This window comes from Flavobacterium sp. W21_SRS_FM3, from assembly GCF_052113625.1.
Lineage (GTDB): Bacteria > Bacteroidota > Bacteroidia > Flavobacteriales > Flavobacteriaceae > Flavobacterium.
In genome coordinates this window covers 75,659-90,743 of record NZ_JBGQOD010000009.1, presented here as the reverse complement: position 1 = coordinate 90,743, position 15,085 = coordinate 75,659, and the positions used below count along the sequence as shown (strand labels likewise).

Genomic DNA, 15,085 nt, shown 5'->3' with positions numbered 1-15,085 from the left:
AAAAGTGTAATGAAATAGTAGCCAATGGGAATCTTATTTTATCAAGATACTTTTGAATTTTCCAATATTTTTAAGCGCCATACCTGTCCCTCTAACAACAGCTCTTAATGGATCCTCAGCAATGTATACAGGTAAATCTGTTTTTTGAGAGATTCTTTTATCAAGTCCTCTAAGCATAGATCCTCCACCTGCAAGGTAGATTCCTGTATTGTAAATATCTGCTGCTAATTCAGGAGGTGTTTGAGATAAGGTTTCCATTACTGCATCTTCAATTCTTTGAATAGATTTGTCTAATGCTTTAGCTATCTCTCTGTAAGAAACATCAACTTGCTTTGGTTTTCCTGTTAATAAATCTCTACCTTGAACTGACATGTCTTCTGGTGGAGTTTCAAGATCCTCTATAGCGGCTCCAATTTGGATTTTAATTTTTTCAGCAGTACTCTCACCTACAAAAAGGTTGTGCTGTGTGCGCATGTAATATACGATGTCGTTTGTGAAAACATCACCAGCAATTTTTACTGATTTATCACAAACAATTCCGCCTAATGCAATAACTGCAATTTCAGTGGTACCACCACCTATATCAACAATCATGTTTCCTTTTGGTTGCATGATATCAATTCCAATACCTATAGCTGCTGCCATTGGTTCGTGAATCAAATAAACTTCTTTACCGTTTACACGCTCACAAGACTCTTTTACAGCTCTCATTTCCACTTCTGTAATTCCAGAAGGAATACATACCACCATGCGCAGTGCTGGAGTAAACATTCTTTTTTTCAATGCAGGTATGCTTTTGATAAACATACTAATCATTTTTTCTGAAGCATCAAAATCAGCAATTACACCGTCTTTCAAAGGTCTTATTGTCTTAATGTTTTCATGTGTCTTACCCTGCATCAAGTTGGCTTCTTTACCAACTGCGATTATTTTACCAGAAATTCTATCTCTAGCAACAATTGATGGGCTGTCAATTACAACTTTATCATTATGTATGATTAAAGTGTTAGCGGTACCAAGGTCTATCGCGATATCCTCAGTCATGAAATCAAAAAATCCCATAAGTTTTTTAGGGGTTTAAAAGTTAAAAATTAAGAGCCTACAAAGTTAAACAAATTAATGTTTAAAATGACGTGTTCCTGTAAATACCATTGCAAGTTTATTTTCATTACAATAATCGATGCTCAACTGGTCTTTAATTGATCCTCCTGGCTGAATTACAGCTGTAATTCCTGCTTCTTTTGCAAGTGCTACACAATCCGGAAAAGGGAAAAATGCGTCACTAGCCATGGAAGCGCCATGTAAATCAAAACCAAATGTTTTCGCTTTTTCAATTGCTTGTAACAAAGCATCTACTCTTGAAGTTTGTCCTGTTCCTGATGAAATAAGTGTTCCGTTTTTTGCAAAAACAATTGTGTTAGACTTAGTGTTTTTACACACTTTAGAAGCAAAAATCAAATCTTGAATTTCTTGTTCAGTTGGACTTGTTAGGGTAACGGTTTTTAGATCGTCTTTATTGTCTGTGATATTATTTCTTTCCTGAATAAGCAATCCGTTCAAACATGTTCTCACTTGTTTTGCCGGCAAAGCCATATCATTTTGGATTAAAATAATTCTGTTTTTCTTTTCTTGAAGTATCGCAGTCGCATCTGCGTCATATTCTGGAGCGATAACTACCTCACAAAATAACTTGTTAATTTCTGTTGCCGTTGCTACGTCAATTTTAGTATTCGAAATTAATACACCTCCAAAAGCAGATGTCGGGTCGCAAGCTAATGCAGCGTTATATGCTTCACTAATTGTATCTCTTGAAGCTAAACCACAAGCATTGTTGTGTTTTAAAATGGCAAATGTAGGTCCGTCATTCTTAAATTCATTAATCAAATTTACGGCAGCATCTACATCAAGTAAGTTGTTATATGATAATTCTTTTCCGTGCACTTTGTTAAACATCGCATCAAAATCGCCAAAGAAAAACCCTTTTTGATGTGGATTCTCTCCATAACGTAATACCTGACCATCAGCTATACTTTCTTTATAAACAGTTTCGTCTGTGTTAAAATAATTAAAGATCGCTGTGTCATAATGTGAGGAAACATGAAATGCTTTAGTTGCTAATAATTTACGATCAGCTAGCGTTGTTGCCCCGTTTTGATTCGTAATCATGTCTAATAAAACACTGTATTCATCAACAGAAGCTACAATTGCTGTGTCTTTGAAGTTTTTTGCAGCAGCTCTGATTAAAGAAATACCACCAATATCTATTTTTTCAATTATATCTGATTCACTAGCGCCAGAAGCCACTGTTTTTTCAAACGGATACAAGTCAACAATTACTAAGTCAATTTGAGGGATATCAAACTCCTTCATTTGTTGTGCATCACTTTCGTTGTCTTGACGGTTTAATATTCCGCCAAAAACTTTTGGATGCAAAGTTTTTACTCTACCACCTAAAATTGAGGGATAAGAAGTGACGTCTTCAACGGCTACAACTGGAATTCCAAGATTTTTTATAAAATCTTCAGTTCCCCCTGTAGAATAAAGTGTAACATTTTGACTGTTTAGTAGTCTTACAATAGGTTCGAGGCCTTCTTTTGAAAAGACTGAAATTAATGCAGATTGAATTGTTTTAGTTGTGCTCATGTGTAGTTATAATTATAAAATGCAAAAATAGTTTTTTAAAGTGAAAATTGGGCTATTTCAAAAAGAGATAATTTGTATTACTATACATATTTTACTTGAGAATCAGAATCATGCTCTAGAATCATAACGAATGTTTTTTTCATTAGGTTTTAGAGATTAAATTATAGAATTTTACTTTAACAGAAATTACAATATTATGCTAGTCTATTTTCGATTATTGAAAGAGAGTTTTGGTTTTGCTATAAATGCATTAAGGAACAATAAGTTACGTACACTGCTCTCGCTACTCGGGGTAACTATTGGGATCTTATCCATAATTGCGGTACTGGCTGCTGTGGATTCTTTAGATCGAAAAATCACAAAAGACTTGAGTAGTTTAGATAAGAACACCATTTATTTGATGCGTTTTTCTTTTGGTCCATCAGAAATTCCACAATGGAAAAGACAACAATTTCCTGATGTAAAATATGATGAATATACCTATTTACAAAGTTCATTAAATAATACTGAAGAGGTGGCTTTTCAGCTTTTTGTAAAAAGGGAAAGTATCCGTTTTGAATCTAAATTAGTCAGTGATGTAAATGTTGTTCCTGTTTCTAATGAATTTATCGATATACAAGGATTAGAATTTGAAAAAGGTCGATTTTATAATGCATCAGAATCTAATTCAGGAACAGCGGTTATCGTTTTAGGATATGAAATTGCACAGGGGCTTTTTGAAGATAGTGATCCTATAGGTCAAAATATTCGTTTGTATGGTCAGCGTTTTACTGTAATTGGGGTGTTAAAAAAGCAAGGTGAAGGAATGTTTGGTGACAGTGATGATACTTCAGTTTATATCCCAGTTAATTTCTTGCGACGACTTTATGGAGACAATAATGATTCCATGACACCAGTCATATTATTAAAGCCTGAAAAAGGTGTCGATATGGACGCTTATAAAGCCGAAGTGTCACAGAAGTTAAGAGCGGTTAGAGGGATTAAAGCCGGTGAAATTGATAATTTCTTTATTAATGTGTTGTCTGGTTTTACAGATTTAATTGATGGAATTATTGGTCAAATGAATTTTGTTGGGTGGATTATAAGTGGATTTTCATTGCTTGTTGGTGGTTTCGGAATCGCTAACATCATGTTTGTTTCTGTGAAAGAACGTACAAACTTGATAGGAATTCAAAAGTCTTTAGGTGCAAAAAATAGATTCATATTATTTCAATTCTTATTCGAAGCGGTAATTCTATCTGTAATTGGTGGTGTAATTGGTTTAATTTTAGTCTGGATAATAGCCTTGATTTTAACAAACGTTCTTGATTTTGAATTTGTATTGAGTATGGGGAATGTATTATTAGGAACGGGATTAGCGGCACTTATAGGATTGATATCTGGAATTCTTCCTGCAATTACGGCTTCAAAACTAGATCCTGTTGAGGCGATTAGAACGGGGATGTAATAGCTTAATTCTACGTAGGTTGTATTTATAAAGTGTTGAGGGGATTCATTTATTATATTCTTAACAGTTGAGGGAACTCTTTTTTGTAATTTTAGCTAAACTAAAAATATAAAAATATGACCGCAATAAAAGCTTATGCTGCATACGATGCTGAAACGCCTTTAAAACCCTATTCTTTTGAGAGAAAGGATATTGGAGAGAAACAAGTACAAATTGAAATACTGTATAGTGGTGTGTGTCATTCTGATATACATACAGCAAAAGGAGATTGGGGACCAGCAATCTATCCATTAGTACCCGGACACGAGATTGTTGGAAGGATTACAGCAGTAGGAAGTGGAGTAACCAAATTTAAAGTTGGAGAATTAGCAGGTGTTGGCTGCTTTGTTGATTCTTGTAGAACTTGTCCAAGTTGTAAATCAGGAGAGGAGCAATTTTGTGAAGAAGGAATGACTGGAACTTATAACAGTTATGAAAGAGGCACAAATACACCTACATATGGTGGGTATTCTACTAGTATTACTGTCGATGAAAATTACACTTTACACATTTCAGACAAACTAGAACTTTCTGGAGTTGCACCCTTGTTGTGTGCAGGAATTACAACCTATTCGCCATTACGTTATTTAAAAGTAGGAAAAGGTCATAAAGTTGGAGTTTTAGGATTAGGCGGTTTAGGTCACATGGCGGTTAAATTTGCCGTTTCCTTTGGTGCCGAAGTGACGATGTTGAGTCATTCTCCTTCTAAAGAAGCCGACGCCAAGAAATTAGGAGCTCATCATTTTGCTTTGACTTCAAATGAAGAAACGATGGATTCATTAGCGAATAGTTTTGACTTTATTTTAAATACCGTTTCAGCAAAACATGATTACAATGCGTATTTGAACCTTTTAAAGACTAACGGAACTATGATTATTGTAGGTGTTCCTACTGCGCCAGCAGAAGTTCCTGCTATCACCTTGATTATGAAGCGTAGAAGTATAATGGGAAGCTTAATAGGTGGAATCGCCGAAACACAAGAGATGTTAGATTATTGTGCTGCACATAATATCACATCCGATGTTGAGGTTATTGATATGGATTATATTAATGAAGCTTACGATCGTATGAATAAAAGTGATGTTAAATACCGCTTTGTAATTGATATGGCTTCTTTAAAAGAGAAATAAAGGAGAAATAAAAGGAGATTCAATTAGAATTTAGAGGTTTTAACCCTTTTTGAATTCCCTATAGGGTAAAAAAAAATCCCAAGAAATTAATTTTCTTGGGATTTTTTACTTTCAGTAGTAGTTAACGAACTATCTAACTGTATTGTTTTGAATCAAATCAATGTATAAATTGATCTTATCTTTTAATTCTTTTCTTGGAGTAATAAAGTCTAAGAAACCATGCTCTAACAAAAACTCAGCTGTTTGAAATCCTTCAGGTAAATCTTTACCGGTCGTATCTCTCACTACTCTTGGTCCTGCAAATCCTATCAATGCACCTGGCTCAGAAATATTAATATCTCCTAACATCGCGTAAGAAGCTGTTGTTCCTCCCGTAGTTGGGTCCGTGCATAATGAAATGTAAGGAAGTTTTGCTTCTGCAAGTTGGGCTAGTTTAACAGATGTTTTAGCTAATTGCATTAAAGAGTAAGCAGCTTCCATCATACGAGCACCACCTGATTTAGAAATCATGATAAAAGGAAGTTTGTTAGTAATCGCATGATCAATTCCTCTCGCGATTTTTTCACCTACTACAGCACCCATAGATCCACCAATAAAGGCAAAATCCATACAGCATATAACAACGTCTCTCCCTTTAGATTTTCCTACTCCAGTGCGCACTGCGTCCTTAAGTTTGGTTTTTTCCATAACATCCTTTAATCTGTCTGCATATTTTTTTGTATCCACAAATTGCAAAGGATCTTTAGAAGTTAGGTTTTTGTCTAATTCGATAAATTCATGGTTATCAAATAAAATTTCAAAATAGGTTGCACTACCAATTCTAACATGAAAACCATCTTCTGGACTTACAAATAAATTGCGTTCCAGCTCGTCAGCATCAATAACTTTACCAGTAGGGGATTTGTACCAAAGTCCTTTCGGTACATCCATTTTATCTTCCGTAGCGGTAGTAATTCCTTTTTCTTTTCTTTTAAACCAAGCCATATTTTAAAATTATGAGTTATGAGTTAAAAGTTATGAGTTATAAATTACAAGATAAACTCGCAATCCATAACTCATAATTCTTAATCTATAGAGTATTCACATTGTTTAAGTCAGCAAATGCTTGTTCCAATCTAGTGTTGAAAGTCATTTCGCTTTCACGTAACCATTTTCTAGGGTCGTAATATTTTTTATTAGGAACGTCAGCTCCATCAGGATTACCAATTTGTGTTTTTAGGAAATCGATATTTTTAACCATGTAATCACGAATACCTTCAGTGAATGCAAATTGCAAGTCAGTATCAATATTCATTTTAATTACACCGTAGCTAATTCCTTCTCTGATTTCTTCTAATGTAGAACCTGATCCTCCGTGGAAAACAAAATCAACTGGATTGTTACCCGTGTTGAATTTCTTTTGAACGAAATCTTGAGAATTCTTTAAGATTTTTGGAGTTAACTTCACGTTACCTGGTTTGTATACACCATGCACGTTTCCAAAAGCTGCCGCGATTGTAAAGCGTGGGCTTACTTTTGATAATTCTTCGTATGCGTAAGCAACCTCTTCTGGTTGAGTGTATAATTTAGAGCTGTCTACATCAGAATTGTCTACACCATCTTCTTCACCACCTGTGATTCCTAGTTCGATTTCAAGAGTCATTCCCATTTTGCTCATTCTCTCAAGGTATCCTTTGCAAATTTCGATGTTCTCTTCGATAGGCTCTTCAGACAAGTCAATCATATGAGAGCTGTATAATGGTTTTCCAGTTGCAGCAAAATGTTTTTCTGATGCGTCTAATAAACCGTCGATCCAAGGTAAAAGTTTTTTAGCACAATGGTCAGTATGTAAAATTACTGTTGCTCCATAGGCTTCAGCCAAGGTGTGAATATGTAATGCTCCTGCAATACCTCCAGCAATAGCTGCTTTTTCATTTGCATTTGAAAGTCCTTTTCCAGCATTAAACTGAGCACCTCCATTAGAAAATTGAATAATAACTGGTGCATTTAGTTTTGCGGCAGTCTCTAGAACGCTATTTATAGTGTTTGAACCTGTAACGTTTACTGCAGGTAAAGCAAAGCCTTTTTCTTTAGCATAGTTGAAAATTTCTTGTACTTGATCTCCTGTAGCTACGCCCGGTTTGATGTTGTGTGCCATTGTAATTTTTTTTAGTTGGTTCTTTTTGTTTTTAGTTCAAGACTGCAAAAATAAGAATTAATTAGCATTAGAACGGGTAATTTATTCCAAAATTTAAAACACTGTTCCCGAAATTGTAATCCCTAAACCATTTTTTGCCTGTTTCATTCGCTGGATTATAAGTTTTAAAACCAAAGTCAAAACGGATGACAAGGAAGTTTAAATCGTATCGCAATCCAAAACCAGTTCCTAAAGCAATGTCTTCTAAACTCTTAAACCCTGTAAAGGTTGATTTTTCATCGGTGACATTATCACTAACGTTCCAAATGTTTCCTGCATCAGCAAATAAAGCGCCTTTAAAATCTCCAAGAATTTTAAAACGAAACTCCGTACTCAAGGCGATTTTCATATTGGCTTCGTTGAAATCATTCTTTGCGCCACTGCTTCCTGGTCCTAAACTATAAGGTTGCCATGCTCTATTATCATTTGATCCACCAGAAAAGTAACTTCTTGAAAACGGAATATTGTCTGAATTACCAAATGGAATGGCAATACCAAAAAAGCTTCTTACAGCCAGTACTTTTTCTTTGGTTAGATCCCAGTGTTTGATATAGTCAAATTCAGTTTTGATATATTCTGAGTATTCTAAGTTGAATACTTCGTGGTTGCCATTAGCGTTTACGGTCTGGTTAGTTGCTTTGGATATCAAAGACAATAAGGAACCTGCTGATTCAATTTTTGTTTTAAATAAATAGAAAGTATTGTCTTGAAGGTCTTTCTTAGTTGTTTTTGTAAATGTAAAACTAGTAGCTAATATGAAGTCATTTTCGGTTAGTCTCACCCGTCTTTCTTCAATGCTTTTTACTGTTTGGTATTCATCATCTTGTGGCGTTAAGCTTGTTTGTGAACTTGTAACCAGATTGGTAAAACCCTTAGTTCCTTCTTCGATTTTTAAATCTCTATCAGTAGGGTTGTTGAAATAAGAATCTTCAGTATTGTATATTTTTGCTATGTCATTTAATGCATTATACGAAGAACGATACACATTAAAATAGTTCTCAGGATTAAGATTTCTAACAAACTGCACATTAAACAAGTCAAAACGAGCAGTGTTATTCTTCTTTGGGGTCCAATTGTAAGATACGGCACCCGTGAAGTTTTCTTTATCAAGTCCAATATTAGTTTGTCTAGCAAAACCCACAGCCATTAGCGTAGATGGAATCATGCTCTTTGGGATAATCTTGTCAGTAGAGAAAGGAAGAAAAATTCTAGGGATACTCAGTTTTAGGTCGGCTCCATACTCAGAGACATTAAAAAACTGATTATTGGGATTGGCTAAATCTTTTGATGAACCAATGTTGGCACGCCCTGAAATTTCAAGAGTTTCTGCTCCTCTGAAAATATTTCGAATAGTCAATGCCGGACTAAATGAAATACCGATATCCTGAATATTAGAATGGGTTACATCAAAGGATGCTCCAAAGCTGTATTTTTTTCTTGGTGTAAGATAAATTTTTGCAATGAGTGAACTATAGGTAGTATCCCTTTTATCTACTTCATATTGAATACTTGGGTAATTGAATATTTTCAGATTATTAAGGTATCGCGTCGTGAGTACCGTTTTATTATCGGCAAATAAACCTCCTTTTGTAATAAAAATAGCGTCAGTAATAGCATAAGGTTTGTACCTTAATTTATCATGGCTATAGAGATTAAAGTTTTTATAATTTGCGCTATCCGTAATTTTTAAATTCGTTTTATTAGCCGCATAATCAGTATAAATATTTACATCACTAATTTTGTAAATTTTAAAAGGTTCTGTCCTTGTAGAATCTTTGTCTTGGTACGAGTAATTGTTAATGATTAAATTAACATTGGCTTTGTTGACTTTGTTAATGGTGTCAATATCAAAATTAACATATGTAGGCTGAAAATAATAAACACCGTTGTTTCTAAACTGCGTGGTAATGCGGTTTTTTTCATCTTCAAAATTAATAGTCTTGTATTGCTGTCCAGACTTAATTACGGAATTGTCTTTGTTTAATTGATATAAAGAATCGAGTGCAACTGTTGCTATAGATGTTTTGAGTGTGTCTATAAAATAGGGATTACCAGAAGCAATTTCATACTTTATCTTGCCTCTTTTTTGTTTGCTACTGTCTAAGGTATAATTTGATTTTACATCAAAATAGCCTTTGTTGAAATAGTAATACTTTAAACGTAAAACAGATTTGGCTGTTTTTGAGCTATCAATTATTACGGGTGGTTCACCTACTTTTTTTAAGAAGTCGTGTATGCCATGATACCAAAACGATTTTCCAAGACGATCCACTTGTTTAGCCGAAAGCCATTTCGCTTTACGTTCATATTTACCAGGATTATTAGTAAATTTAGCGTGATAGGTAGAATCGGGTTCAAGATTTGCAATATTATAGAGATTCAGACGCAGTGGATAACCTAAGAGCAGGGTGCTGTTTGGTTTTTGGTATAATTGATTATACGCATTTTCTTCATTGGTGACTTTACCATTTACTACAATTTGGTTTTTGGTAAGAAGTCGTTTTCCGTCAGGAACTCTTTTTTCAGCGTTACAAGCAGATATAATTATTCCAATTAGAATAAATAATGATATTTTTGTTGAAATTTTCTTCAAGTGTTCTAAAATATTTAATTCAAAAGTACATATTTTTATGGTTAGTAAAAACCAAATAAAACTTATAACGAGTTTACAGCAAAAAAAGTTTAGGAACGCCCATCAATTATTTTTTGCCGAAGGTGTAAAAGTGATTCAAGAACTACTTCAGTCAGATTTAGAATTGGATCATTTGTACACAACTCAAAATGATTTTGACGAGGTCACTAGTAGTAAAAAGAGCTTGGTACACGAGAGTGATTTGAAAAAAATCAGTGCGCTATCTTCTCCTAATACTTGTTTAGCGGTTTTTAAAATTCCTGCTGAGAAAACAATCATTGACTCAGGGTTAATTGTTGCTCTTGATGCCATACGCGATCCTGGAAATTTAGGTACCATTTTAAGATTGTGTGACTGGTTTGGAATTAAACAATTACTTTGTTCTAATGAAACAGTAGACATTTACAATCCTAAAGTGGTGCAGGCAACAATGGGTTCAATAACTAGGGTTAATGTTAATTATATTGACCTGAGCACCCATTTTTCTACTACTAAACTTCCTTTATTCGGAACTTTCATGGATGGAGATTCTATTTATAAGTCGACGTTGCCTAAAGAAGGGATTATCATCATGGGTAACGAAGCTAATGGAATTTCAGAAGAATTAGAGAAAATAATCAAAAACAAGTTGTCTATTCCACGTTTTGGAGAAATTCAAAAAACAGAAAGTTTAAATGTAGCCACAGCTACAGCAATTATCCTAAGTGAGTTTAGAAGAAACGATAAATAGGTAGCGTGTCTTAATGAAAAGTAAAGTTGATTAAGACAGCTCTAGTTTTTAAAGATTCAATATTTCCAGTCCATGGACTATTAGGATCTTTGTCCCTAATTAGTTCGTCGCCTATTCCAAAAACCCCTCGTATCGATGGTGAAAAGATAAAATATTCAGAGAAAAGATCAATTCCAAAACCTAACTCATAATTAGTAGTCCAGGTTTTAACTCTGAATTTTTGTTCTGCGTTGTCATCCTGTGCTTTCTCATTACTAGATAAGTTTAAGGTGGCAGATAATCCGCCGAGAAGATAGGGGCGAACATTTCCTGTTCTCAAGGAAGAAAGTTTTACTAATAAGGGGAAATGGATATAAGTACTATTAACCTCCCTAATGGCGTCTATTTCATTCGTAAAGCCAGGATAGTATAAATCTCGCTTGGTGTAGTAAAGTCCGGGTTCAAAACGCAGATTGATGTATTCCTGAAGTTTTAAATCCCCAACGATTCCCACATTAAATCCTGTAGTTTTTTTTGTTTGGATATCAGGTCCTACCGTTCGATAATCGATTTTAAAATCAAAATTATTGAAACCAAGATAATAGCCAAAATAGACTCGCTGCTGCTGGAAGTTCTCCAAATTGATAATGGGATCTTTGCCAAACATGCTGTTTCTAAACTGTGCATTTCCTGTTATTGATAAAGCCAGTAAAACTAATACAACTATTTTTTTCATATGTACAGAGGGTGTCCTTCAGTATTATTTTTTTGAAGCCGAATAAATGGTGGCTACACCAAATGTTTGAGGCATCGCTACTACATCTATAAACCCTACTTTTCGTAAAATATTGTTTAAGGCTTCTCCATAAGGGAAAGCAGCAGCCGATTCTGATAAATAGCCGTAAGCAACATTGTCTTTAGAAAACAATTTACCTATTAATGGCAGAATATTTTTACTGTAAAAATTATACCCTTGTTTATATGGTGTCTTATCTGGAACAGAAGTTTCTAAAATAACAAAAACACCATTAGGTTTAAGTACTCTTAAAATTTCAGCTAATCCTTTTTCTAAAGTTTCAAAATTACGCACTCCAAAAGCCACAGTGATAGCGTCAAAATAGTTGTCTTCAAAAGGCATATTTTCAGAGTCAGCCAAAACCATCTCTATAGTATTAGAAAGCTTTTTCTCGGCTATTTTTTTCTTACCTACTTCAAGCATTCCTGCAGAAATGTCTAATCCTATAATTTTTGTAGCTTTAGTTTGCGCCATTAAAATTGCCAAATCACCTGTGCCAGTAGCAATATCTAAAATGGTTTTTGGGTTTGATTTGGCTACTATTGCTACTACTTTTTTTCTCCATTTCACGTCTATTCCAAAAGAAATAACGCGATTTAAATTATCGTAATTTCCAGATATTGTGTCAAACATCTTAGCGACCTGCTCTTTCTTACCTAGTTCTGAATTTTTATATGGTGTAATGTTTTTTGACATTTTTTTTAAATTTTCACAAATATAATACATCTGTTTTTAATGCAATCTAGTTTTAGTGGCTCTAGCTAAAATATATACGTTCAAAAGATGTATATGGATGAGATAGACTTTTGCACTGTTTACGATTTATTTTCAAATAAATGCAAATATCACTAAAAGTGGGTATTGTGAGACACGTTATTAATGGCGAATTTTACGGTATAAAAATATAAGGTATTTTTTCAATGATTAAAAAGGGAATAATGGCTCAAATCAAGTGGTTGCTTCTTGCGCTAGTTATATCGCTTGTTCTTGTAAGTTGCTTTGATGGTGCTGCTTTAAAAAGCAGTAATGTAGTTATAGCGCAACATACGTTCTTAGGATTAAATTTGTTTTTGGAAATTTTAATTTTCTTTGTCTTTAGTACCTTCGTGGTATTTGGTATTAAAGGCTTTTTTGAGATGTTTTCTCAAGAAACTTCAAATGTTATAATCTTCATTTCTGGAGCATTATTAACATGTGTAATTTTTTTGTTATCATATCAAATTCTCTTTCAAGAGTAAGCCATTTTCCCAATCATTGTTTTAAACAAAAAAAACACCCTAGTTTGCCGGGGTGTTTTTTTTTTGCTTTTTATTTTCGAACAAAGGTTTGATAGGTAAAATCAATGAGATGTTTTTCATCTTTCGCTTGGAACTCTGACTGTATGAGTTCCCATTCATCTTGGTTAATGTCTGGAAAAAAAGCATCCGCTTCAAAATTATCATGCACTCGGGTAAGTTCTATTTTATCTGAGTAAGGCATTCCTAACGTATATATCTCTCCACCACCTATAATGTAACTGTCTTCCTCTTTAGGGCATAGCGCGATTGCTTTTTCTAAGCTATTCACAACAATGCAACCGTCTGGTTGGTAATTTTTTTGTCTGGTAATGACAATATGTGTACGGTTAGGTAACGGTTTTGGGAAGCTTTCAAACGTTTTTCTCCCCATTATAATATGGTGACCAGAGGTAAGTGCCTTGAATCTCTTAAAATCATTAGGTAAATGCCAGACTAATTCATTGTCTTTTCCCAATGCGTTATTTTCTGCAGCTGCAGCTATCATGATAATCATTAGCTATAAATCTTGTTTTTGATTGTCTTCAATTTGTTTTTCTAATTCGGCTAATTTCTTTTGCTGTAGCCCAACAAGTCTATCGATTTGTTCTCGTTCCCAGTTCTTGTTCATAAAACGATCAGTAATGTACACTTTAATAAAATGCAACAAAAAAATAAAAAACCAGATAGTAATTAGCCAAATGTATAAGTTGGAGTCGGGATTAAAATCAAAAATTTTAGTAGAAATAAATAAGAATAAGCTGGCCAAAAACAAAAATACAAAATGATAATAAAGCCCTTTTTTTTGTTTAATTCTTTTTCGGGCATATTCATACAGTTCATGCTGCTCTCTTTCCATAAGTCTTATTTTTGATGTTAAAGATAAAATTTAATTCTGAATGTCTTCCTTGCTCAAGGGTAATATTTAGTGTGCAATCGTTTTCTTTTTTTTATTCGAAAAATTAAAGCATACTAAATTATTAAATTTATTAAAATTTAACAAAGAATTGTCCTTTGTAGTAAATCGTATTAGTGTGTTTGAAAGTTCGGGATAAATGGTTTTCTTTGTGTTATAACATTAAAAATGAAATGATTATGGCTATTAAGAAACAATTTATTAAGACGAAACCTGTTTGTAAAGTTACTTTTTCTATTGTTGCAAAAGACGCAGATCATGCTGCAGTTGTTGGTGATTTCAACAATTGGAATGTTGCCGAAGGAACTTTAAATAAATTAAAAAACGGAACTTTTAAAGGTGTCTTTGATGTGAATAAAGACGCTTCCTATGAGTTTAAATATGTAGTAGATGGTGCATTTGTCAATGAGCCAGAAGCCGATTCTTTTAAATGGAATGATTTTGCTGGTTCTGAGAATAGTGTCATACTGGTTTAAACAGCAACACTACCTTTAATTCCAGCATGTGGCTCATAACCTTCTAAGGTAAAGTCATCAAATGTAAAGTCAAATATATTTTTTATCTCAGGATTTAAAATCATTTTTGGCAATTGCTTAGGCTCTCTTGCAAGCTGTGTTTCTAATTGTTCAAAATGATTATTGTAAATGTGTGCGTCTCCAAAAGTGTGGATAAATTCTCCTGCTTCTAAGTCACACACTTGCGCTATCATCATAGTAAGTAATGCATACGATGCGATGTTGAAAGGAACACCTAAGAAGATATCAGCGCTCCGCTGGTACAACTGGCAAGAAAGCTTTCCGTCAGCGACGTAAAACTGAAAAAAGGCATGACAAGGAGGGAGAGCCGCTTTGTTATTAGCCACATTTTCCTCAAAAGATTTCTTTGTGTCTGGCAGTACCGATGGGTTCCAGGCAGAGACCAACATTCTTCGACTGTTAGGATTTGTTTTTAGTTCGGTAATTAAATCAGCGATCTGATCAATTTCTTCGCTATTCCAATTGCGCCATTGATGACCATATACCGGTCCTAGATCTCCATTTTGATCTGCCCAAGCGTCCCAAATTTTAACTCCGTTTTCTTTTAGGTAATTGATATTAGTGTCCCCTTTTAAAAACCAAAGCAATTCGTAAATAATAGATTTTAGGTGCAATTTTTTAGTAGTAACCATTGGGAAACCTTCACTTAAGTCAAAACGCATTTGATAGCCAAATACACTTTTAGTTCCAGTTCCAGTTCGATCACCTTTTTGGCAACCGTTTTCCATTACATGTTGCACTAAATCTAAATATTGCTTCATTATCGAGGTTTTTGAATTTGGGAAAT

15 protein-coding genes are annotated in these 15,085 nt (G+C 34.1%); 5 read left to right on the top strand and 10 right to left on the bottom strand.

What is annotated here, in order from left to right; all coding sequences use genetic code 11:
* Window positions 1-33: 33 nt before the first annotated feature.
* Both ACEN2K_RS13130 and purH read right to left on the bottom strand, forming a co-directional pair.
* Window positions 34-1,062 carry a rod shape-determining protein gene (locus ACEN2K_RS13130; RefSeq protein ID WP_187009493.1) on the bottom strand — a complete coding sequence of 343 codons (1,029 nt, stop codon included), beginning with the start codon at window positions 1,060-1,062 and terminating at the stop codon, window positions 34-36.
* A 54-nt stretch (window positions 1,063-1,116) separates the two neighbouring features.
* Complete coding sequence (purH, locus tag ACEN2K_RS13125) at window positions 1,117-2,643, bottom strand: bifunctional phosphoribosylaminoimidazolecarboxamide formyltransferase/IMP cyclohydrolase (RefSeq protein WP_441759790.1); 1,527 nt, start codon at window positions 2,641-2,643, stop codon at window positions 1,117-1,119.
* Between the two features lie 196 nt (window positions 2,644-2,839).
* Here purH and ACEN2K_RS13120 point away from each other — a divergent pair, with 196 nt between their 5' ends.
* On the top strand, window positions 2,840-4,090 hold the full coding sequence (locus ACEN2K_RS13120) for an ABC transporter permease (RefSeq protein ID WP_441759789.1): 1,251 nt from the start codon (window positions 2,840-2,842) through the stop codon (window positions 4,088-4,090).
* A 116-nt stretch (window positions 4,091-4,206) separates the two neighbouring features.
* Complete coding sequence (locus ACEN2K_RS13115; protein WP_441759788.1) at window positions 4,207-5,259, top strand: NAD(P)-dependent alcohol dehydrogenase; 1,053 nt, start codon at window positions 4,207-4,209, stop codon at window positions 5,257-5,259.
* A gap of 129 nt (window positions 5,260-5,388) precedes the next feature.
* Here ACEN2K_RS13115 and accD read toward each other — a convergent pair whose 3' ends face one another.
* The 3 genes from accD to tamL all read right to left on the bottom strand — a co-directional run bounded on the left by accD (window position 5,389) and on the right by tamL (window position 10,028).
* The gene (gene accD / locus ACEN2K_RS13110) at window positions 5,389-6,243 is read right to left on the bottom strand and encodes an acetyl-CoA carboxylase, carboxyltransferase subunit beta (protein WP_441759787.1); all 855 of its coding nucleotides are present in this window, start codon (window positions 6,241-6,243) and stop codon (window positions 5,389-5,391) included.
* A gap of 85 nt (window positions 6,244-6,328) precedes the next feature.
* Window positions 6,329-7,396: a class II fructose-bisphosphate aldolase gene (gene fbaA, locus ACEN2K_RS13105; RefSeq protein ID WP_441759786.1), complete on the bottom strand. Its 1,068-nt coding sequence runs from the start codon at window positions 7,394-7,396 to the stop codon at window positions 6,329-6,331.
* 67 nt (window positions 7,397-7,463) lie between these two features.
* Entirely contained in the window at window positions 7,464-10,028 is a 2,565-nt protein-coding gene (gene tamL / locus ACEN2K_RS13100) for a translocation and assembly module lipoprotein TamL (RefSeq protein WP_441759785.1), read from the bottom strand.
* A 37-nt stretch (window positions 10,029-10,065) separates the two neighbouring features.
* Between tamL and ACEN2K_RS13095 the strand changes: the two genes are divergently transcribed.
* Window positions 10,066-10,797: a TrmH family RNA methyltransferase gene (locus ACEN2K_RS13095; RefSeq protein ID WP_441759784.1), complete on the top strand. Its 732-nt coding sequence runs from the start codon at window positions 10,066-10,068 to the stop codon at window positions 10,795-10,797.
* 10 nt (window positions 10,798-10,807) lie between these two features.
* On the opposite strand, the gene porT is transcribed toward ACEN2K_RS13095, so the two are convergent.
* Together porT and ubiE are read right to left on the bottom strand one after the other, a co-directional pair.
* The gene (gene porT, locus ACEN2K_RS13090) at window positions 10,808-11,512 is read right to left on the bottom strand and encodes a type IX secretion/gliding motility protein PorT/SprT (protein WP_441759783.1); all 705 of its coding nucleotides are present in this window, start codon (window positions 11,510-11,512) and stop codon (window positions 10,808-10,810) included.
* A 24-nt stretch (window positions 11,513-11,536) separates the two neighbouring features.
* On the bottom strand, window positions 11,537-12,268 hold the full coding sequence (gene ubiE, locus ACEN2K_RS13085) for a bifunctional demethylmenaquinone methyltransferase/2-methoxy-6-polyprenyl-1,4-benzoquinol methylase UbiE (protein ID WP_441759782.1): 732 nt from the start codon (window positions 12,266-12,268) through the stop codon (window positions 11,537-11,539).
* 242 nt (window positions 12,269-12,510) lie between these two features.
* Between ubiE and ACEN2K_RS13080 the strand changes: the two genes are divergently transcribed.
* A complete protein-coding gene (locus ACEN2K_RS13080; RefSeq protein WP_441759781.1) occupies window positions 12,511-12,810 on the top strand; it encodes a hypothetical protein in 300 nt (99 codons plus the stop codon).
* A 70-nt stretch (window positions 12,811-12,880) separates the two neighbouring features.
* Here ACEN2K_RS13080 and ACEN2K_RS13075 read toward each other — a convergent pair whose 3' ends face one another.
* Both ACEN2K_RS13075 and ACEN2K_RS13070 read right to left on the bottom strand, forming a co-directional pair.
* Window positions 12,881-13,363, bottom strand: coding sequence for a dihydrofolate reductase (locus ACEN2K_RS13075; RefSeq protein WP_441759780.1), 483 nt, complete (start codon window positions 13,361-13,363; stop codon window positions 12,881-12,883).
* A gap of 3 nt (window positions 13,364-13,366) precedes the next feature.
* Entirely contained in the window at window positions 13,367-13,705 is a 339-nt protein-coding gene (locus ACEN2K_RS13070; protein ID WP_441759779.1) for a 2TM domain-containing protein, read from the bottom strand.
* 236 nt (window positions 13,706-13,941) lie between these two features.
* Between ACEN2K_RS13070 and ACEN2K_RS13065 the strand changes: the two genes are divergently transcribed.
* Window positions 13,942-14,238 (top strand): isoamylase early set domain-containing protein, encoded by a 297-nt coding sequence (locus ACEN2K_RS13065; protein WP_441759778.1) that lies wholly within the window; start codon window positions 13,942-13,944, stop codon window positions 14,236-14,238.
* Here the strand turns inward: ACEN2K_RS13065 and ACEN2K_RS13060 are convergent.
* The gene (locus ACEN2K_RS13060) at window positions 14,235-15,059 is read right to left on the bottom strand and encodes a thymidylate synthase (protein WP_441759777.1); all 825 of its coding nucleotides are present in this window, start codon (window positions 15,057-15,059) and stop codon (window positions 14,235-14,237) included. The genes ACEN2K_RS13065 and ACEN2K_RS13060 overlap by 4 nt on opposite strands.
* Between the last annotated feature and the right edge of the window lie 26 nt (window positions 15,060-15,085).